Raw genomic sequence first — 19,314 nt, forward strand, 5'->3', positions numbered from 1 at the left:
GGTGGGCGATCGGTTACGGCACGCGGACCCGGCGGCTGTACTGCGGGCCGCGCGGGCGGCCGGACGGACGACGCTGACGGCGCCCGAGGGGCGGCTCCTCGCGGCGGCGTACGGCATTCCCACCCCGGCGGAGGGCCTGGCGGAGTCGGCGGACGAGGCGGTGGAGCTCGCCGGACAGATCGGCGGTCCGGTCGCGCTGAAGATCGTCTCGCCGGACATCCCGCACAAGACGGACGCGGGCGGCGTACGGGTGGGCCTGTCCTCGGCGGCCGAGGTACGGGACGCGTACACGGAGGTGGTACGGAACGCCGCCGCGTACGCCCCGGAGGCCCGCGTCGAGGGCGTACAGGTACAGCAGATGGTGCCGGAGGGGCTGGAGGTGCTGGTCGGGGCGGTCACCGATCCGACCTTCGGGAAGGTCGTGGCGTTCGGGCTCGGCGGGGTGCTGGTGGAAATACTCAAGGACGTCACGTTCCGCCTCGCGCCGGCCTCGATGACGGACGCGGAATCCATGCTGGACGACATCCGCGCGGCCGAGGTGCTGCGCGGCGTACGCGGCGGGCCCGCCGTGGACCGTACGGCGCTGGCCGACCTGATCGTCCGGGTGTCCCGGCTGGCCGCCGACTTCCCCGAGATCGCCGAGGTCGATCTGAACCCGGTGTTCGCCGCGCCCGAGGGGGTGCTCGCCGCCGACGTACGGATCGTGCTCGGTGACGGGCCGCCTCCACGGCGCCGCCGGTACGCCAAAGAGGAGATCCTCGCCTCTATGGAGCGGCTGATGCGCCCGTGCTCCCTCGTTGTCATCGGCGCCTCGAACGAGCCGGGGAAGATCGGCCACGCGGTGCTGCGCAACCTGCTCGACGGCGGTTTCGACGGCGCGGTCCATCCGGTGAACCCGAAGGGCGGCGACATTCTCGGCCGTACGGCGTACCGCTCCGTGGCGGATGTGCCGGACGGGGCCGATGTGGCGGTCTTCGCCATCCCCGCGCCGCTGTTGCCCGCGGCTCTGGAGGAGGTGGGGCGCAAGGGCATACCGAACGCCGTACTGATCCCTTCCGGCTTCGCCGAGACCGGCGAACACGCCCTCCAGGAACGCCTGGTGGCCGTCGCCGAGAAGTACGGGACCCGGCTGCTCGGCCCGAACATCTACGGCTACTACTCCCCCTGGCAGCGGCTGTGCGCCACGTTCTGCACCCCGTACGACGTCACCGGTCCGGTCGCGCTGACCTCGCAGTCCGGCGGCATCGGCATGGCCGTCCTGGGCTTCGCGCGCGCCACCCGTACGGGCGTCTCGGCGATCGTCGGGCTCGGCAACAAGGCCGATGTGGACGAGGACGACCTGCTCACGTACTTCGGCGCTGACCCGCGCACCAGGAGTATCGCGATGCACCTGGAGGACCTGAAGGACGGCCGGGCGTTCGTGGAAGCCGCGCGGGAGACCGTGCGCGAGAAGCCGGTCGTGGTCCTGAAGGCCGGGCGGACCGGCGCGGGCGCGAAGGCGGCCGGATCGCACACCGGCGCGCTGGCCGGTGACGACGCGGTCTACGACGCCGTACTCCGGCAGGCGGGCGTCATCCGGGCGCCGGGGCTCCACGAGATGCTGGAGTACGCGCGGGCGCTGCCCGTACTGCCGGCGCCCAAGGGCGAGAACGTCATCATCATCACCGGGGCGGGCGGGTCCGGCGTCCTGCTCTCGGACGCGGCCGTCGACCACGGGCTGCGCCTCATGACGGTCCCCGACGACCTGGACGCCGCATTCCGGCGCTTCATCCCGCCGTTCGGGTCGGCCGGCAATCCGGTGGACATCACCGGCGGCGAACCGCCCGCCACGTATGAGGCCACCATCCGGCTCGGTATGACGGACCCGCGCGTCCACGCCCTGGTGCTCGGCTACTGGCACACCCTCGTCACCCCGCCCATGGTGTTCGCGGAACTGACCGCCCGAGTGGTGGCCGAGTTCCGGGCGGCGGGCATCGAGAAGCCGGTGGTGGTGTCGCTGGCCGGGGACACCGAGGTGGAGGAGGCCAGCGCGTACCTCTTCGAGCGAGGCGTGGTGGCGTACCCGTACACGACGGAGCTGCCGGTGGCGGTACTGGGGGCGAAGTACCGGTGGGCGCGCGCCGCCGGCCTGCTGCCGGGAGGCGGTGCGCGGTGACGACGCAGGACGTACGGCACCCGGGCCGGGCCGCGTTCACCGAGGTCCGGGACGCGCAGGGCCGGATCTACCGGCTGGGCGAGACAGACCGGCAGCTGCTCGGCCGCCCGCGGTGGACCATGGTGCTGCTGCCCTGGATCGCGATGCTCGGCATCAGCATCTTCGAGTACGCCTACGGGGCCGCCGAATCGACCCTCGCCACGGCCCACCACTGGACGCACACCGGCACCTTCTGGGTGCTCAGCGTCTGGATCTTCTGCCAGGCGGCGGTGGCCTTCCCCGCGGGCAGGCTGCGGGAGAAGGGCCTGCTCAGCAGCCGGGCCGCGATGCTGTGCGGGTCGGTGCTGTCACTGCTGGGCTTCCTCAGTCTGAGCCACGCCACGGACATCCGGTGGGCGGTCGCCGGCTTCGGCATGCTGGGCGGCACCGGCGCCGGCCTGGTCTACGCGACCTGCATCAACACGGTCGGCAAGTGGTATCCGGAGCGGCGCGGCGGCAAGACCGGCTTCGTCAACGGCGGCTTCGCGTACGGCGCCGTGCCGTTCATCTTCCTGTTCTCCTACGGCTTCGACTCCGGCGACTACCAGGCCGTTCTCGACCTGGTCGGCCTGTATGTGCTGTTGCTGACCGCTGTGGCGGGCCTGTTCTTCAAGGACCCGCCGAAGAACTGGTGGCCCGCGCACGTCGACCCGCTGGCCGTGCCGCGCGACGCCCGTACCTCCACGGCACTGCGCAGGAACCCGCCCGCGGCAGCGCAGTTCACGCCGCGCGAGGCCGTCCGTACGGGCATGCTGCCGCTGATGTGGGTCTGCCTGCTGTGCACCGCCGGCGTCTCGATCTTCGGGATCTCCTTCCAGGTGCCGTTCGCCAGGGAGGCCGGGTTCGGGCCGCTGGTGGCCGCGTCCTCCATGGGCATCATGTCGGTGGTCAACGGCACGGGCCGGGGCGTGGTCGGCTGGCTCTCGGACCGGCTGGGACGGCGGCCGACCCTGACGTATGTGTGCCTGGTCCTCGGGCTGGCCCAGTTCGGCGTCCTGTGGGCGGGCGAAAGCGCCAACCAGCCGCTGTTCCTCTTCTTCGCCTTCATATCCGGCTTCGGCGGCGGCGCTTTCTTCCCGCTTTTCGCGGCCCTGGTCCCCGACTATTTCGGCGAGAACAACAACGCGTCGAACTACGGCCTCGTCTACAGCTCGAAACTCGTCTCCGGCCTCCTGGGCGGCGGTCTCGGCGCGTCGGTGGTCGCGGCGTGGGGGTACGAGGGCGCGTACGCGGTGGCGGGGTGCGTGGGGCTGCTGGCGGCGGGACTGTCGCTGTTGTTGCGGCGGCCGGCGGGAAAAGGGGCGGCCGTGGCGGGGTAACGGATTCCCCGTACGCGCCCTCCTCTCAGCACTCCTCCTGGAATTTCACCGCTTCCAGCGTCACCGGCTGACCGTCCAGTTTCGTGCCCGCCGCGGGATTCTGGCGGCACACCTTCCAATGGGATTCCACGAGAACCATCCGGTTGCGGCCCGACGCGTCCTTCACGCTGATACTGGTACTGGTGTCGAAAGCGCGCCGGGCCACCTTCACCGACTTGTTCCGGAGGTCGGGCATGGTCGAGGCGGGAGCGGCGGAGGCCTCGGCCCCGGCATCCTTTTCGGGGCAGGTCTCCGACAATTTCACCGCCCCGAAATCCACCGTCTTACGCGTGTCGACCGCACCGGGCCCGGGGGTCTGCGTACAGACCTTCCAGTTCCGGTCGAACGCCTGCATACGCCCGCGCCCGAGCGCGTCATGGCTGCGCAGCGCCCGGAAACCGGCCGCCTGGGCGGCGTCCTGCGCGCTCTGCAGTCCCTTGCCCACCAGGTCGGGCAGCGTGACCGTACGGGCCGGAGCGGGTCCCGGCGTGGTCTCCCCGGCCACGCTCGGCTCCGGCGCCGCCTTCGAGGGCGAACCGCCGTTGCCGTCGGCGCTCCCCGACGGCTGGCAGGCGGCGAGCCCGAGGCAGAGGGCCGCGACGGCGGCGACGGTGACGGTGGTGCGGTGCATGGCTCCCCCAGTGCGGGAATGGCGTCGTCCGAGTACGGCGCCGGTACGGCGATGATGCCGTAACGGACCGTGACGGACAGGGAGACCGCCGATACCCCCCGAGGGTTGTACGGGGCGGGGCGGGAATTCTTGTTCGGCCGCCGCCGTCCCGGTCAGTGTTCGGCGGCCGGGACCGACGCCTCGGGAGCCTCGTCCGTCACGGGTGTGCCCTGCTGCGCGATGGCTTTGTGGTGCCGCACGACCTCGCCGATGATGAAATTCAGGAATTTCTCGGCGAAAGCCGGATCCAGTTTGGCGTCCTCCGCCAATTTGCGCAGACGGGCGATCTGGGTGGCCTCGCGGGCCGGGTCGGCGGGCGGCAGATGGTGGCGGGCCTTGAGCTCACCGACCTGCTGGGTGCACTTGAACCGCTCGGCGAGCAGGTGCACCAGCGCGGCGTCCAGGTTGTCGATGCTGCCGCGCAGGTAGATCAGGCGCTCACGCGCCTCCTCGTCGGCGACGGAGGTCGCGTCGCCCGCCAGTGGTGCGGTCCCCTCGCTCATGTACGTCTCGCCAATCTGGTCGTACCGGCCGCCCCGGTCGGGCAGTGCTGATCCTGTGCACACTACCCGGCCACGGGCGTACGGCTTAACCGCACGGCGCGCGCAGGCTCCGCAGATGGCGGGCCGAGCGGCGGGCGGTGGACAGGGAGCCCGCCGGGTTGGCGGCCGGGTCCACGGCGGCGTCGCGTTCGACGATCCAGTGGGAAGGGGGTAGCGGCCGGGCGACTTCGGGACGTAGTCGAGGGGTTCGAAGGGGGTGGGGTGCCGTCCGGCCGACGGGAGAACGGGTACTGGGCGATCTAGGCCCAGAAAATGTCCATCTCGAAGAAGACGAGCCGCGGGTCGGTTTCCGCGAGCAGGACTTCGTAAAGGCGGACGCGCGGGTTGTCGGTGGCGAAAGCGAATTCCTCCGCGTGGTTGTGGTGCTAGAAACGCATGCCGCGGGTTTTGGCGGCGGCGCCGTACGCGTTGAATTCCGCGGCGGCGCGTTTCCAGGCGTCGATGGTGTTGCCGTAGCGGTCGGGGACGGAGGGGGTGCCGATGTATGGCAGGCCGAGGGCCTCCGCATGGCCGAGGACCTTGGTCAGGTTGGTGGCGAAGGTGTACGCGGTGGGGTCGGCGGAGGCGTGCACGGTTGCCTCCCTTGCGGGTGGTGGGCGCGCGGGCTTCTCGGTGCTCCCCCGGCCGATGGGGCCGTCAGGTCCTCACACCCCGGTCGGGCCCGCCCCGAAGGCCGCGTCGAACGCGGCGGCGGGCGGCTCGTGGTCGTACGTCTTGAGGTGGGCCAGTGCCTCGGGCGCGCCCTGGAGGCGGTCCATGCCCGGGTCCTCCCACTCGACCGACACCGGGCCCTCGTAGCCGATCGCGCGCAGCATCCGGAAGACGTCCTCCCAGCGCACCTCGCCGCGCCCGGCCGAGACGAAGTCCCAGCCGCGGCGCGGATCGCCCCAGGGCAGGTGGGAGCCGAGGCGGCCGTTGCGGCCGTCCAGCCGGCACCGCGCCTCCTTGCAGTCCACGTGGTAGATCCGGTCCCGGAAGTCGTAGAGGAAGCCGGCCGGGTCGAGGTCCTGCCAGACGAAGTGGCTCGGGTCGAAGTTGAGGCCGAAGGCGGGGCGGTGGCCGACGGCCTGCAGGGCGCGGCGGGTCGTCCAGTAGTCGTACGCGATCTCGCCGGGGTGCACCTCGTGGGCGAACCGCACGCCCTCCGCGTCGAAGACGTCCAGGACCGGACCCCAGCGGTCCGCGAAGTCCGCGTACCCGGCTTCGATCATGGAGGGCGGTACGGGCGGGAACATCGCGACCAGGTGCCAGATGGCGGAGCCGGTGAAGCCGACGACGGTCCGTACGCCGAAGGCCGCGGCGGCGCGCGCGGTGTCCGCCATCTCGGCGGCGGCCCGTCGCCGTACGCCCTCGGGCTCGCCGTCGCCCCAGACGCGGGCGGGCAGGATGGCGCGGTGCCGCTCGTCGATGATCGCGTCGCAGACGGCCTGCCCCACCAGGTGGTTGGAGATGGCCCAGCACTTGAGTCCGTACTTGTCGAGCAGCTGGCCCCGGGTGGCCAGATAGCCGGGCTCGGTCAGCGCCCGGTCGACTTCGAAGTGATCGCCCCAGCAGGCGAGTTCGAGCCCGTCGTAACCGAAGTCGCGGGCGAGCCGGCAGACCTCCTCCAGGGGCAGGTCCGCCCACTGTCCGGTGAAGAGCGTGAACGGTCTGGCCATACGGGCCTCCTCGGGACGGACGGGGCGTCGGGCGGGGCGATGAGCCGAAGGGACACGATCGGGTGCGGAGCCGTGACTGACAAGAGGGGGCGGGGCGTCAGGTGGGACAGTCCGGCCACCCGAACCCGACAGGGCATCAGGAGCAAGGTACGGGTGTGTACGTGCAGTCCTTGGCGGCGCTGTCCTCGACGGCCACCAGAACGCGCTGCACTTGGAGCCCGTCCGCGAAGGCCGGTGCGGGCTCGGCGCCCGCCGCGATGGCGTGCACGAGGTCGCGGGCCTGGTGGACGAAGGCGTGCTCGTAGCCGAGGCCGTGGCCCGGCGGCCACCACGCCTCCAGGTACGGGTGGCCGGGCTCGGTGTCCAGGATGCGGCGGAACCCGGCGGCGTCGGCCGGTTCGGTCCGGTCGTGGAAGGCCAGTTCGTTGAGCCGTTCCAGGTCGAAGGCGAGCGAGCCGTGCGCGCCGTTGAATGCGATGCGCAGCGCGTTCTTGCGGCCCGCGGCGACCCGGCCGGCCTCGAAGGAGACGAGTGCGCCGGAGGGGAAGCGACCGGTGAACAGGGCGGCGTCGTCCACGGTGACGATGCCACGGCCGCCCGTCGGCCACGGCCGCCCGACGGCCGCGGCCGTTCCCGTACGAAGGCGCCGGTGACCGCCGAGCCGCCCGCCAGCCGCTCGCCCGCCAGGTACCGGGCCAGGTCGACCAGGTGCGCGCCGAGGTCGCCGAGCGCGCCGGAGTCCGCCTGTTCGCGGCGCAGCCGTCAGGTCAGCGGCGCCTCGGGGTCGACCGGCCAGTCCTGGAGGTAGCCGGCGCGTACATGCCGCAGGGTGCCGATCCGGCCGTCGCGGATCATACGGCGGGCGAGCGCGACGGCCGGGGTACGGCGGTAGTGGAACCCGACCATGGCGAGTCTGCCGCGGGCACGGGCGGTCTCGGCCGCCGCCACCATCGCCTCCGCCTCCGCCACCGAGTTGGCCAGCGGTTTTTCGCACAGGACGTGCTTGCCGGCCCGCAGGGCGGCGACGGCGATCTCGGCATGGCTGTCGCCCGGCGTGCAGATGTCGACAAGGTGCACGTCGTCGCGCTCCAGCAGGCGCCGCCAGTCGGTCTCGGCGGCGACATCCACCCGGGACCTCGTCACCCTGATGCCGCGTCCAGGTCGCGGGCCACGGCGCGGCCGTCCTTGAGGGCGGTGGCACGGTCGCCGGCGCGCCGTACCTCCTCCAGCCGGTGCGAGATGTACACGACCGCGACGCCCGCGCCGGTCAGGTCGGCGACGATACGGAAGAGGTTCGCGACCTCGTCCGGGTCGAGGGCGGCGGACGGCTCGTCCATGACGATCAGACGTACGTCGTGGGAGAGGGCGCGGGCCATGGAGGCGATCTGCTGGCCGGCGGCGGAGAGCGAGCCGACGGGTGCGCCCGGGTCGATCTCGGGGTGGCCGAGGCGGCGCAGGAGCCCGGCGGTCGCGCTCCGCGCCGCGCGGGCACGGAGAAAACCGGCGGTGGCCGGCTCGTGTCCGAGGGTTCGGCGGCACACGGCCGCCCAGGGACAATGACCCAGTGATCTACCACTACCGCATCCTCGGCACCGCGCAGGCCCGCCGCCCCGACGGCACCGAGGTGCCTCTGAAGGGTGCGCGGCTTCGGGCGCTGCTGGTGGCGCTGGCGGCGGGTGGCGGGCGGCCGGTGGCGGTGGCGCGGCTGATTGCGCAGGTGTGGGGGGAGGAGGCGGAGCCGCCTGCGGATGCTCCGGCGGCGCTTCAGGCTCTGGTGGGGCGCTTGCGGCGGGCGCTCGGCGGGGCGGCGGTGACCTCGTCGCCCGGTGGGTACGCGCTGGCGGCCGAGGCGGACGCCGTCGACCTGTTCCGCTTCGAGCGGCTGACGGCGGAGGGGGTCGCCGCGCTGCGTGCCGGTGACCCTGCCGGCGCCGCCGGTCTGCTGGACGAGGCGCTGGCGCTGTGGCACGGTCCCGCGCTGGCGGATCTGCCGGACCGGGACGGCGACCCGCTCGCCGTACGGGCCGAACGGCGGCACGGCGAGGCGCGGCGCGCCCGGCTGGCGGCCGAGGTGGCGTGCGGCCGGGCGGCCGACGCGCTGGCCGAGCTGGCGGCGCTGGCCGCGGCGGAGCCGCTGGACGAGCCTTTGCAAGCGCTGTACATCCGGGCGCTGTCGGCGGCGGGACGGCAGGCGGAGGCGTTGCAGGCGTACGAGGAGGTACGGGCCGGGCTCGCCGAGCGGCTGGGCACGGATCCCGGCACCGAACTGCGCTCCCTGTATGCGGAGTTGCTGGCCGGGGTGCCGGGTCCGGCCCCGGCACCCCGCACGCCCGCACCATCCGTACGGCTCCGTTCCCGCCTCAGTTCGTTCGTCGGCCGGGACACCGAAATCGCTTGGCTGAGGGAGGAGTTGGGGAGCAGTCGACTGGTCACTCTGCTCGGCGCGGGCGGTGTCGGCAAGACCCGGCTGGCCCTGGAAGCCGCCGATGCGGCGGTCGCGGACGGCGCGCGGTGGCCCGACGGCGTCCGGGTCGCCGAGCTGGCCTCCGTACGGGACGCGGAGAACGTGCCCGAGGCCGTGCTGACCGCGCTCGGCGGGCATCCGACGCAGGTACGCGCCCCCGGGGCCGACGATCTGCGCGCGCCCGGCGGCCCCACGACGCCGCTCGCCCAGGTGGTGGAGCACTGCGGGCAGCGGCGGCTGCTGCTCGTCCTGGACAACTGCGAGCACGTGATCGGTGCGGCGGCCGGGCTGGCGCACGCCGTCCTGGCCGGCTGCCCCGGTGTGACGGTGCTGGCCACCAGCCGTGAACCGCTCGGCGTACCGGGCGAGTCGGTGCGCCCCGTCGAGCCGCTGCCGCCGTCGGCCGCGCTCCGGCTGCTGGCCGAGCGGGGCGCCGCCGCGCGCACCGGATTCCGTACGGAGGACGACCCGGCCGCGTGCGCGGAGATCTGCCGCAGGCTCGACGGGCTGCCGCTCGCCATCGAGCTGGCGGCGGCGCGGCTGCGGGCGCTGACGCCACGGCAGATCGCGGATCGGCTGGACGACCGGTTCCGGCTGCTGAGCGGCGGCAGCCGGACGGCGCTGCCCCGGCAGCAGACACTGCGGGCGGTGGTGGACTGGTCGTGGGACCTGCTCACGTCCGACGAACGGGCGGTGCTGCGCCGCCTGGCCGTCTTCGCGGGGGGTTGTGAGGTGGCGGAGGCGGAGCAGGTGTGTGCCGCCCCTGGCCTGGCCGACGGCCCTCGCTCCCCCGCCGATGTCCTGGACGCGCTCACCTCGCTTGTCGACAAGTCGCTGGTCACCGCCGCCCCGGAGAGCCCGCGCGGCATGCGCTACCGGCTGCTCGAAACGGTCGCCGAGTACGCCGGGGAGCGGCTGACGGAGTCCGGTGAGCGGGCGGCCGTGGAACTGCGGCACCTGACGGCGTACCGGGAGCTGGCCCGTACCGGCGAGCCCGGACTGCGCGGGCCGCGCCAGGCGGAGTGGCTGGCGCGCCTGGAGACCGAGCACGACAACGTGCGGGCCGCGCTGCGCACGGCGGTCGGCCGGGGCGAGGAGCAGGAGGGGCTGTGCCTGGCGCTGTCGATGAGCTGGTTCTGGCAGCTGCGCAACCACCAGGCGGACGCGCGGCACTGGGCCGCCGCCGTCGCGGACCTGGGCCCCGACCCGTTCGCCGATCCGGTACGGCCCGCGGAGCCGCTGGCGGACCGGTGTACGGCGGTTGCGCCGCCGTGGTCCGGGGAGCGGCTGTGGGAGGCCCGGCGCGGGGTGCGGCTGCTGGTGCTGGCCGGCAGCGGTGAGGGGGCCGGGCCGTCCGGGCCGGTGCGTGCGGAGTCGGTCGTGGCCGCGTACCGTCCCGGGCTGCCACAGACCGGTCGGCAGCCGGGCGTCATGTGGTTCTTCGCCCGGTTGATGACCGGCGGGTTCGCCGGGCTGGACGAGACCGTCGACGCCGTCGTACGCCACTGCCGTGAGCTGGGCGACGGCTGGGAACTGGGTCTGGCGCTGCTGCTGCGGACCAAGCTGCTCGACAACCGGCCCGCCGAACTGGACCGGTCGGCGCGCGACGCCGAGGAGGCGCTGGCCCTCTTCGAGGAGGCCGGGGACCTGTGGGGCATCGCCGAGTCCTTGTCCGCGCGCGGCGACACGTACGAGCGGCGTGGGCAGTACGCACTGGCGGACGCGGACTTCTCGCGGGCCATGGAGGCTTCCGAGCGGATCGGCGCCCACGCTCAAGTGCCGGAGTTCAAGGCGCGGCTGGCGTCCGTACGACTGGAGGGGACGTACGGGACGGAGGAAGGCGCCGCGGTGCGGTCACCCCGCGTCCAGCAGGCCGAGCGACTGCTGCTGGAGGCCGTGGCCGAATCCCGGCCCGCCGCCGGGGAGACGCTGAGCACGGCGCGGCTGCTGCTGGCGCGGCACTACGGCCGGACCGGCCGCACCGGCCTCGCCCGGGAGCAGCTGAACGAGGCGGAGCAGGCGTTCACCAGCGGCACCCCGCCGATCTTCACGGGCATGGTGAGCGGGTTGCACGGCTGGCTGGACTGCCTCGACGGGGATTTCGTCCGGGCCCGTGAGCATGTGCGCCGGGCCGTGCGGCAGCTCGCCGCACTCGCGCACCTGGTGGCTCCGTACCTGGTCACCCATCAGTTCCTCTGCGCCGCGTGGGCGATGGCGGAGCTGGACGCGGCCGGGACAGGGGCTGCCGAGGAAGGGGCGCGCCTGCTGGGTGCGTACGACCGCCACGCGTCCGAGGCCGAGGGCTTCGGTTTTCAGCCGCTGCCGCCCGCGGTGGAGGCCCGGGTACGGGAGCGGGCCGGGGCGGCGGTGCGCGCGGCGCTGGCGGCGGACGCGTACGAGAGCGCTTACCGCGAAGGCGGCGGCCTCTCCGTGAAGGAGGCCGCCGCCCTCATCTGACCAGCGCGAACGCCGGTCCCCGCGCGCCTACTGGGCGTCCGCCAGCCGCTCCTGTGCCTCGGCCAGGTCCTCTTCCGTAGGCGCGTCGTCCTGGGACAGCGCCCGGCGCCAGTAGCCGGTGAAGTCGACGGACCGCTTGTCCAGGCCCCGGTCCTCGACCAGATGCCTCCGCAGAGCGCGTACCGCGCCCGCCTCCCCGGCGAGCCAGGCGAAGACCGAACCGGCGGGGAAGTCGGCCCCGCGTACTGCTTCGACCAGCAGCTCACCGGGCCCGGCCGCGCGACGGTCCCGGTGCAGCCAGTGCACGGTCAGGTCGCCGCGGGTGGCGAAGGTCTGCTCCTCCGCCGCGTCCGCCACCTCGATGTACGCCACCGCGCGGGCCCCTTCGGGCAGCCACTCGGCGAGGGTGCCGATGGCGGGCAGCGCGGTCTCGTCCCCGGCGAGCAGCGTCCAGTCGGCCGTGCCGAGAGGGACGGGCCGGGCGAAGTACGCCGACGGGCCGAACATGCCGAGCGTGTCGCCGGGCGCGGCACGGCCCGCCCACTCGGTCGCCGGGCCGCGCGCCGCCCCCGCGCCGTGCAGCACGAAGTCGATGTCGATCGTCGCGTCCTCGGGGTGGTGCGCGCGGACGGTGTAGCTGCGCATCCACGGCCGTTCGTCCTCGGGGATCGCGTGGTACGCCGCGTACCAGCGCATCGGGTCGCCGTCGGCGGGCGGCTCCGGGAGCCGCGGGACGGCCTGGCCGGGCTTGGGGAAGTACAGCTTCACCTGCTGGTCAGGCGCGTCGAGACGGAAGCCGGCGAGGTCGGGACCGCCGAAGGTGACGCGCACCATGCGCGGTGAGAGGCGCCGGACCGCGGTGACCCGGAGGTAGCGGACCGGCAGGGTGGCGGGCTGGGAAGGGGGCTGTTGCATGGCGTCTCCGTGGGCAGGGCCATCGGCCGGCGACGGGCCGTGGCGCGCGGACGGTACAGCGCGTGGGACCTCCGGCGCGCCGTACGGGGCAGTGGGACGACCATCGCAGCCGCTGCCTACACGGCACCTACAGCGCACCTGCACGCGCGGCACGCGTGCGGGCGGTCGCCGCCGCCCCTCCCCGAGCTATCCGGGTGATTCGCCCCCGAGGCCGTCACTACGGGGGCCCCGCCGTCAATACGTCTGCTGACAGGAAGCGTCCGGTGCCACCGGCCGCGTAGGGTCCCGCACGAGAACGGAACACACCACCATGCCCACGGACCGTTGCCGACTGCTGCCCATCGCCTCCGCGAGCGCCCTGGCCCTCGCCGCCACTCTGGGCGCCGGGGCCGCCCTCGTCGCCTCGCCCGCCACCGCCTCCGGGCCCGCGCGCGCCGCCGCGCCCCAGGACCCGCGGGAGGCGACGGTGCGGGTGGGGACCGGCACCGCCCACTTCTGCCTCACCCCCGACGCCACCCGCGCGCTCGACAAGGCCGGTATCCGCCTGGCCCCGATCGCCCCGGCGAAGCTCACCGGACCGGCCGCGCGCCGCTGCGTGACCACCCCGATCTCCGGCGGCACGCTCAACACCCGCTTCACCTCCGGACACCTCGACTTCGGGGGCGGCTTCGACTTCGTACGCAAGGACCACCGCCACCTGAGGGTCAGCGCGCTGCGGGGCGAACTCGCCACCTCGCGCGTCACCGGCACCGTCGGCGGCTCCAAGGGACGCCGGACCGACTTCCTGGCGTTCCACGTCGACCCGAACCGGGTCAAGGTCGGCGGCGGACAGGCACAGGCCAAGATGAGCTTCACCCTCACCGAGCGCGGCGTCGGCGCCTTCCGCGGCGCGTTCCGGGGGCAGTCGCCGATCGGCGCGGGACAGCGCGTGTTCGACGGGGACGGCGCGGCGAAGTTCACCCTCCAGCAGGCCGGCAGCGCGTCGCCCGGGACCGGCACCGCCCAGAAGCAGGTGACCCCCGCCCCGGCCACCCCGGCCCGGCAGACGCCCGGGTCGGCGCAGAAGCCGTCGGCGGGTGCCGCGCAGCGCCCGTCGGCCGGTACCGCGCAGCAGCCGGCCGGACAGTCGCCCGACACCTCGTCCCGCCCAGCGGCCGACTCGGCCCCCGCGCGGCAGAACGATGTGGCGATGGACCCGATCAACGCGATGTCGGCCGACTGAGCGTCAGGCCGGCGCGGTGGCCGGCGCGATGGCCGCCCTGCCGTCGCGCCGGCCTCGCTACAGGTTGACGCCCCCGGTGACGTCGATCTTGGTCCCGGTGATCCAGCGGGCGTCGTCGGAAGCCAGGAAGGCGACCGCGTCGGCGATGTCCGGGACCCGGCCGATCCGGCCGAGCGCGGTCAGGCCGATGTTGCGCTCCACGTTCGCCGGGTCGGCCAGCACCTCGGAGGTCATGTCGGTGCGGGTGTAGCCGACCGAGACGGCGTTGACGGTGATCCCGCGGGGGCCGAGGTGCTTGGCCAGGGTGTGGCTGAACACTTCGAGCGCGCCCTTGGTGAGCGGGTAACCGATGCCGTGGGCTGAGGCGACACGGGTCGAGACGGAGGAGATGTTGATGATCCGGCCGCCGTCGCGCAGCCGGGGCAGCAGCCGCTGCGTGAGGAAGAACGGCGCCTTGACGTTGACCGCGACCATCCGGTCGAACTCCTCGGGGGTGAGCACCTCGATCGGCCGTCCCATGAGGTTGAGCCCCGCGTTGTGCACCAGGATGTCGATCGCCGGTTCCCCGTGTGCGTGCAGTCCGGCCTCCAGGCCGGCCACGAGCGTGTCCACATCGCCGGGAACGCCCAGTTCGGCGCCCACGACGAAGGCCCGGCCGCCGGCCTCGGCGATGGCCGCGGCGGTCTCCTTGGCCGCCGCCTCGTTGCTGCCGTAGTGCACGGCCACCAGAGCGCCGTCCCGGGCCAGGCGTTCGGCGATGCCCCGCCCGATGCCCCGGCTGCCGCCGGTGACCAGTGCGACCTTGCCGCCGAGGTTTCCCATGGTCACTCCTCGATCGTGTGCGTGGAGTTCTCCCTTGCCCCCATTAACCATGGTTAGCCTAACCTAATTTACTGCTCAGCCCTCGGCCCGCTCGTGATACATCCGCCGGGTGTGCTCCGTGTGGGCCCGCATGACCGCGGTCGCCCGGGCCTCGTCCCGGTCGGTGATCGCCGCGATCAGCTCGCGGTGTTCGGCCCAGGACCCCTTGCCGCGCTGCCGGGCGACGGGCGTGTGGTACCAGCGCACCCGCCGCCCGACCTGCGCCGCCAGATCGGCCAGCACCGCGTTGCCCGCCAGGGCCATCACCTTGGCGTGGAACTCCGCGTTGGTGGCGACCGCGGTCTCCACGTCGTCGTCCCGTACCGCCTGTTCGCCCTTGTCGCACAGCGCTTCCAGCTCCGCGATGCCCGCCGATCCGGCGTTGGCGGCGGCGAGCCGGGCGGCCTCCGCCTCCAGCAGGGTGCGTACGGTGAGCAGTTGGTCGGCCTCCTCCTCGGTGGGCTCGTGCACGAACGCGCCCTGCGCCGGGCGCAGATCGACCCAGCCCTCCGTGTTGAGCCGCTGCAGCGCCTCGCGGACCGGCTGCCGGGAGACACCGAGGTGGCCCGCCAGCTCGCTCTCGACGAGGTGCTGGCCGGGGCGCAGCGCGCGGGTCGTGATCAGTTCGAGGAGCGCTTCGTAGACGCGCTCGCGCAGCGGGCCGGGGCGTTCCAGCTTCGGCACGGTGCCCTGCGGCAGCCCTGTGGACAGCATCGAGATACCCCTCCGTGGACGCGACCGGGGGCGGCGCGGGTGCGCGCGGCGGCCCGGGCGACCGATTGGTTATCGTCTACAGTCTACCGATCGGCGCCGTCCGCGCGCAGGCCGCCCACCGGCCGCGCCGCGCCCTGCCGTCCCCCCGGACAGCGGCAACTCCTGCGAGAATACGTTCGCTTGCAGCACCGTGGACCACCGCGGACCGTCACGAGGCCGCGGGGAGGGCAGGGCACCCATGCGCGCAGGAACGGTCGCCGTCGTGGGCGGGAGCATCGCCGGATGCGCCGCCGCACTCGCCGTACACCGGGGCGGCGCAACGGACATCACGGTCTACGAACGCGCCGCCGGCCGCCTGGCGGACCGCGGCGCCGGCCTGGCCGTACACAACGCCCGCTACGCGGAACTGGCATCGGCCGGGTACATGGACGCGGACATGCCCTGGCTCCAGCTGTCCCGGCGCCGCTGGTACACCCGCGACGGCCACCACCCGCTCGGCCGGCCGGTGGGCGAACTGCCCTTCCCGTTCCGCACCTACAACTGGGGCCCGCTCTGGCGCGAGCTGCGCGACCGGATGCCCGCGAGCGCCGTGTTCCGCGGGGACAGCCCGGTCCGTACGGTCGAGATCGCGGCCGACGGCGCCACGGTGCGCCTGGAGGACGGCAGCGCGCACCACGCCGACCTGGTCGTGGGCGCGGACGGCTACCGCTCGGCGGTCCGGGGTGCCGCCTTCCCCGACGTACGGCCCGCGTACGCCGGTTATCTGGCCTTGCGCGGCGCGTTCCCCGCCGAGCGGCTGACCGCGCTCGGCGGCCCGGCCGGCGCGTGGCCGGTCGAGGACTGCGTCTTCGCCGTCTTCCCCGGCGGCCACGCCGTCATCTACCGCATCCCGGACGGCTCCGGCGGCCACCGCGCCAACTGGGTGCTCTACACCGCCCCTCCCCCGGAGCTCGACCTCGGCCTGGACACCCCCACCAGCCTCCCGCCCGGCACCCTCGGCGAGGCGCTGCACGCGCACTTCGCGCAGGTCACCGGGGAACTCCTGCCGCCGTACTGGGGCGGCCTGCTCCAGCTGACCCGGCCGGAGGAGCTGTTCATCCAGCCGATGTACGACTTCACCGCGCCCCGTTACGCCGCGGGCCGCCTGCTGCTCACCGGCGACGCGGCCACGGTCGCCCGCCCGCACACCGGCAGCGGCGCGGTGAAAGCCCTCCAGGACGCCACCGCCCTGGAGGCCGCCTGCACCGCCGCGGACACCTGGTCCGAGGTGGCCGCCGCGTACGACGCGTCCCGCGGCCCCGTCGGCACCTCGATGATGGAACTCGGCCGCCGCCTCGGCGACGCACTCGTCCTGCGCGGCCCCGACTGGCGGACGGCGGGCCAGACGGACCTGGACGCGCTGTGGGCGGGGGCGGACGCGAGGGCGTTCGGCGGGCGGCCCTTGCCGGGGGTGCGGGGGACCGTAAAAGGGTGACGGCCTGTCGGCGGCCGGTCAGGGGGTACCGGTACGACGGGCGCGGCCACGCGCCACCCGGGCGCCGGGCACCCGCCCGTACGCGTACCGGACAATGGAACGGCCGAGGCCGGACCGCCACCGCGGGTCGGCGCACCAGGGACGGACAGGACTGATCAGACATGGGACGGGTCACCGAGCGACGCCGCGTCATCCGCATCCGCGACGGAGCGGTGAGCACGCGCCCGGACACCCTCGTCGGCGAGGAGCCGCTGGAGATCCGGCTCGGCGGCCGGCCGCTCGCCATCACGATGCGCACGCCGGGCGACGACTTCGCGCTGGCCGCGGGCTTCCTCGTGAGCGAGGGCGTGCTCGGCGGCGCCGGGGAGCTGGCGAACATCGTGTACTGCGCGGGGGCCACCGAGGACGGGTCGAACACGTACAACGTGGTGGACGTACAGCTCGCGCCCGGTATCCCCGTCCCGGACATCACGCTGGAGCGCAACGTCTACACGACGTCGTCCTGCGGCCTGTGCGGCAAGGCCAGTCTGGACGCGGTCCGCACCTCCGCCCGCTGGCCCCTGGACCCGCCCGCCGACGCCCCCGGCCGCATCGCGCCCGCGACGCTGTCCGCGCTGCCCGGCCGGCTGCGGGCCGCGCAGCGCGTGTTCGACCGGACCGGCGGGCTGCACGCCGCCGCGCTCTTCGACGCGGACGGTGAACTCCTCGACGTACGCGAGGACGTGGGCCGCCACAACGCCGTCGACAAGGTCGTCGGCCGCGCCCTCCAGGACGGGCGGCTGCCCCTGCGCGACACCATCCTGATGGTTTCGGGCCGGGCCTCGTTCGAACTCGTCCAGAAGGCGGTCATGGCGGGCATCCCCACCCTCGCCGCGGTCTCCGCGCCGTCCTCCCTCGCCGTGGACCTGGCCGCTGAGAGCGGGCTGACACTGGTGGGCTTCCTGCGGGGGTCGTCGATGAATGTCTACGCGGGCGCGGAGCGGCTGGCGCTGGGCGCGGGGGCGGGCAGCAGGGCCTGAGCGCACCGGCCGGCGCGGGCCCGTCAGCCCGCGTCCGGCCCCGGCTTCTCCCCGGGGTTCACGACCCGCGCCAGCAGCGCCATCAGCTGCTCGCGTTCGGCGGGCGTCAGACCCGCGGTCAGTTCGTCGTTGGCGCGGTCGCCCAGCTTTTCCGTACGGCGCAGGGTGCGCTCCCCCGCGGCGGAGATCTCGATGGCGTTCTTGCGCCGGTCCCTGGGGTCGGGGGTGCGGGTCACCAGCCCGTCGGCCTGGAGGTCGTTGACGACCGCGACCATGTCCTTGGGGTCGATGCCGACACTGCGGCCCAGTTCCGCCTGGGAGACCGGGCCCAGTTCGCCGACGGCCGACAGCACCGCGTGGTGCATCATCCGCATCCCCTCCTCGGCCAGCGCTTCGGCGACGAGCCGGTGGCCGCGGGCGGCGGCCCGGCCGAGCAGCCAGCTGGGGAGGGCGCGGATACGGGCGGGCGCGTACGGGGTCTCTGCCATGGCGCCAGCCTATCCGGAAAACCATTGGGTGCCCCAATGACTGATGTTATCGTTGGGGCATCCAACGGTTTCCCGGTGCGTCCGGGCGACCGCCCCTGCGCGCGTTGCGCCGCGCCCACTCCCCGGAGGTGCCCATGCGGCGAGTCCGCTTCCATTCCTACGGCGGTCCGGAGGTCCTGCGGGTGGAGGAGGCCGAGGTCCCCGAGCCGGGCCCCGGTGAGCTGCTCGTCCGTACCGAAGCCATCGGGGTGAGCCTGCCGTCCGTACGCCGCACACGCGGGGACGGCAACGGCGGCGGCGTACCGCTGCCAGCCGTCCTCGGCGGCGAGGTGGCCGGCGAGGTGATCGGGCTGGGCCCGGACGTCACCGGCTTCGCGGTCGGCGAGCGGGTCACCGGGCTCTCCTTCACCGGCTCGTACACCGACGTGGCCACCGTGCCGGCCGCGCTGGCTTCCCGGATTCCGGACGGCGCGACGAGCGAGGACGCCGTCGCGCTGGTCCGCGGCGGCCAGGTCGCCCTCGCCGCGCTGGCCACCGCCGCCCCGGCCGGTACGGAATCGGTGCTGGTCACGGGCGCGGCCAGCGCCACCGGCCACCTCGCGGTGCAGCTCGCCAAGCTGCGGGGGGTACCGCGGGTGGTGGCGGCCGTCGGCTCCGCCGCCAAGGCGGACTTCCTGTACGGGCTCGGCGCCGACGAGGTCGTGGTGTACGAGGACGCGTCCTGGGGCGAGCCCGTCGACATCGTGCTCGACGGTGTCGGCGGGGACCTGCTGCCGCGTGCGGTGGCGGCCCTCGCGCCCGGCGGCCGATTGGTGTTCTTCAACTCGGGCGGCGGCACGGTCCCGGCGTACGACCTCCTCGCGGGCTCGAAGACGATCACCGGGCTGACCATGGCGCGCTTCGCCGCCACCCGCCCGGAGCTGTACGAGCGGCACGGCGCCGAACTGTGGGAGCACTTCCTCGCGGGGCGGCTGCGGGCCGCCGTGCACGCCCGCGTTCCGCTGGCGGAGGCCGGCCGGGCGCACGAGATCATCGAGGGCCGCGGCAATCTGGGGAAGGTCATGCTGATCCCCTGACCGGCGGGCCGGGGCGCCGGCAGCGGCCTGCCCGCGACCCGTACAGGCATCCCCCGCGTCCTCCGGACGGGGGGAAATCCCGCCGGGTGCGAAGAACCGCCGCGCGTGGCTTGTGGCGGTGCCGGGAGCCCAGTAGCTTCCTGCGCACCGCGAGGAGGTAGGACGTCCTACGTACAACGTC

Annotated in this window: 14 protein-coding genes and 3 pseudogenes; 7 read left to right on the top strand and 10 right to left on the bottom strand. The window is 73.9% G+C overall.

The features are described 5' to 3' along the window. Position 1 precedes the first annotated feature (1 nt). On the top strand, positions 2-2,155 hold the full coding sequence (locus CP984_RS06565; protein ID WP_003985982.1) for an acetate--CoA ligase family protein: 2,154 nt from the start codon (positions 2-4) through the stop codon (positions 2,153-2,155). Next, positions 2,152-3,513 carry an OFA family MFS transporter gene (locus tag CP984_RS06570; protein WP_003985981.1) on the top strand — a complete coding sequence of 454 codons (1,362 nt, stop codon included), beginning with the start codon at positions 2,152-2,154 and terminating at the stop codon, positions 3,511-3,513. Before CP984_RS06565 ends, CP984_RS06570 begins: the two co-directional genes overlap by 4 nt. A 25-nt stretch (positions 3,514-3,538) precedes the next feature. Here CP984_RS06570 and CP984_RS06575 read toward each other — a convergent pair whose 3' ends face one another. The 6 genes and pseudogenes from CP984_RS06575 to CP984_RS06600 all read right to left on the bottom strand — a co-directional run. Beyond that, positions 3,539-4,183, bottom strand: coding sequence for a PASTA domain-containing protein (locus CP984_RS06575; RefSeq protein WP_003985980.1), 645 nt, complete (start codon positions 4,181-4,183; stop codon positions 3,539-3,541). A 152-nt stretch (positions 4,184-4,335) separates the two neighbouring features. Further along, positions 4,336-4,725, bottom strand: coding sequence for a chorismate mutase (locus CP984_RS06580; protein ID WP_003985979.1), 390 nt, complete (start codon positions 4,723-4,725; stop codon positions 4,336-4,338). Positions 4,726-4,810: 85 nt separating this feature from the next. Then, a pseudogene (locus CP984_RS06585) lies at positions 4,811-5,348 on the bottom strand (sugar phosphate isomerase/epimerase); the annotation flags it as partial. 81 nt (positions 5,349-5,429) lie between these two features. Continuing rightward, entirely contained in the window at positions 5,430-6,443 is a 1,014-nt protein-coding gene (locus CP984_RS06590) for a sugar phosphate isomerase/epimerase family protein (protein ID WP_003985977.1), read from the bottom strand. 136 nt (positions 6,444-6,579) lie between these two features. Continuing rightward, a pseudogene (locus CP984_RS06595) lies at positions 6,580-7,562 on the bottom strand (Gfo/Idh/MocA family protein); the annotation flags it as partial. A gap of 26 nt (positions 7,563-7,588) precedes the next feature. Next, positions 7,589-7,969, bottom strand: a pseudogene (locus tag CP984_RS06600) (sugar ABC transporter ATP-binding protein); the annotation flags it as partial. Between the two features lie 38 nt (positions 7,970-8,007). Here CP984_RS06600 and CP984_RS06605 point away from each other — a divergent pair. Then, a complete protein-coding gene (locus tag CP984_RS06605; protein WP_030185194.1) occupies positions 8,008-11,364 on the top strand; it encodes an ATP-binding protein in 3,357 nt (1,118 codons plus the stop codon). Between the two features lie 27 nt (positions 11,365-11,391). Here the strand turns inward: CP984_RS06605 and CP984_RS06610 are convergent, their stop codons facing one another. Next, complete coding sequence (locus CP984_RS06610) at positions 11,392-12,279, bottom strand: siderophore-interacting protein (protein WP_003983613.1); 888 nt, start codon at positions 12,277-12,279, stop codon at positions 11,392-11,394. 310 nt (positions 12,280-12,589) lie between these two features. Between CP984_RS06610 and CP984_RS06615 the strand changes: the two genes are divergently transcribed. Beyond that, on the top strand, positions 12,590-13,501 hold the full coding sequence (locus CP984_RS06615; RefSeq protein WP_003983614.1) for a hypothetical protein: 912 nt from the start codon (positions 12,590-12,592) through the stop codon (positions 13,499-13,501). A 57-nt stretch (positions 13,502-13,558) separates the two neighbouring features. Here CP984_RS06615 and CP984_RS06620 read toward each other — a convergent pair whose 3' ends face one another. Further along, the gene (locus tag CP984_RS06620) at positions 13,559-14,323 is read right to left on the bottom strand and encodes an SDR family oxidoreductase (RefSeq protein ID WP_003983615.1); all 765 of its coding nucleotides are present in this window, start codon (positions 14,321-14,323) and stop codon (positions 13,559-13,561) included. Between the two features lie 75 nt (positions 14,324-14,398). Next, a complete protein-coding gene (locus tag CP984_RS06625; protein WP_003983616.1) occupies positions 14,399-15,076 on the bottom strand; it encodes a GntR family transcriptional regulator in 678 nt (225 codons plus the stop codon). A 238-nt stretch (positions 15,077-15,314) separates the two neighbouring features. Here CP984_RS06625 and CP984_RS06630 point away from each other — a divergent pair, with 238 nt between their 5' ends. Together CP984_RS06630 and fdhD are read left to right on the top strand one after the other, a co-directional pair. Beyond that, positions 15,315-16,550, top strand: a complete 1,236-nt coding sequence (locus CP984_RS06630) for an FAD-dependent monooxygenase (protein WP_003983617.1) — start codon at positions 15,315-15,317, stop codon at positions 16,548-16,550. A gap of 161 nt (positions 16,551-16,711) precedes the next feature. Next, on the top strand, positions 16,712-17,569 hold the full coding sequence (gene fdhD, locus CP984_RS06635; RefSeq protein WP_003983618.1) for a formate dehydrogenase accessory sulfurtransferase FdhD: 858 nt from the start codon (positions 16,712-16,714) through the stop codon (positions 17,567-17,569). Positions 17,570-17,592: 23 nt separating this feature from the next. On the opposite strand, the gene CP984_RS06640 is transcribed toward fdhD, so the two are convergent. Beyond that, complete coding sequence (locus CP984_RS06640) at positions 17,593-18,057, bottom strand: MarR family winged helix-turn-helix transcriptional regulator (protein ID WP_003983619.1); 465 nt, start codon at positions 18,055-18,057, stop codon at positions 17,593-17,595. Positions 18,058-18,191: 134 nt separating this feature from the next. Between CP984_RS06640 and CP984_RS06645 the strand changes: the two genes are divergently transcribed. Then, positions 18,192-19,133, top strand: a complete 942-nt coding sequence (locus tag CP984_RS06645) for a quinone oxidoreductase family protein (RefSeq protein WP_003983620.1) — start codon at positions 18,192-18,194, stop codon at positions 19,131-19,133. Positions 19,134-19,314: the final 181 nt, after the last annotated feature.

It is taken from the genome of Streptomyces rimosus, assembly GCF_008704655.1.
Taxonomy (GTDB): Bacteria; Actinomycetota; Actinomycetes; order Streptomycetales; family Streptomycetaceae; genus Streptomyces; species Streptomyces rimosus.

Bases quoted from the DNA above. Each gene is read 5' to 3' on its own strand.
- CP984_RS06575 (WP_003985980.1), bottom strand. From the start codon at position 4,183: ATGCACCGCACCACCGTCACCGTCGCCGCCGTCGCGGCCCTCTGCCTC.
- CP984_RS06580 (WP_003985979.1), bottom strand. From the start codon at position 4,725: ATGAGCGAGGGGACCGCACCACTGGCGGGCGACGCGACCTCCGTCGCC.
- CP984_RS06590 (WP_003985977.1), bottom strand. From the start codon at position 6,443: ATGGCCAGACCGTTCACGCTCTTCACCGGACAGTGGGCGGACCTGCCC.
- CP984_RS06610 (WP_003983613.1), bottom strand. From the start codon at position 12,279: ATGCAACAGCCCCCTTCCCAGCCCGCCACCCTGCCGGTCCGCTACCTC.
- CP984_RS06615 (WP_003983614.1), top strand. From the start codon at position 12,590: ATGCCCACGGACCGTTGCCGACTGCTGCCCATCGCCTCCGCGAGCGCC.
- CP984_RS06620 (WP_003983615.1), bottom strand. From the start codon at position 14,323: ATGGGAAACCTCGGCGGCAAGGTCGCACTGGTCACCGGCGGCAGCCGG.
- CP984_RS06625 (WP_003983616.1), bottom strand. From the start codon at position 15,076: ATGCTGTCCACAGGGCTGCCGCAGGGCACCGTGCCGAAGCTGGAACGC.
- CP984_RS06630 (WP_003983617.1), top strand. From the start codon at position 15,315: ATGCGCGCAGGAACGGTCGCCGTCGTGGGCGGGAGCATCGCCGGATGC.
- fdhD (WP_003983618.1), top strand. From the start codon at position 16,712: ATGGGACGGGTCACCGAGCGACGCCGCGTCATCCGCATCCGCGACGGA.
- CP984_RS06640 (WP_003983619.1), bottom strand. From the start codon at position 18,057: ATGGCAGAGACCCCGTACGCGCCCGCCCGTATCCGCGCCCTCCCCAGC.
- CP984_RS06645 (WP_003983620.1), top strand. From the start codon at position 18,192: ATGCGGCGAGTCCGCTTCCATTCCTACGGCGGTCCGGAGGTCCTGCGG.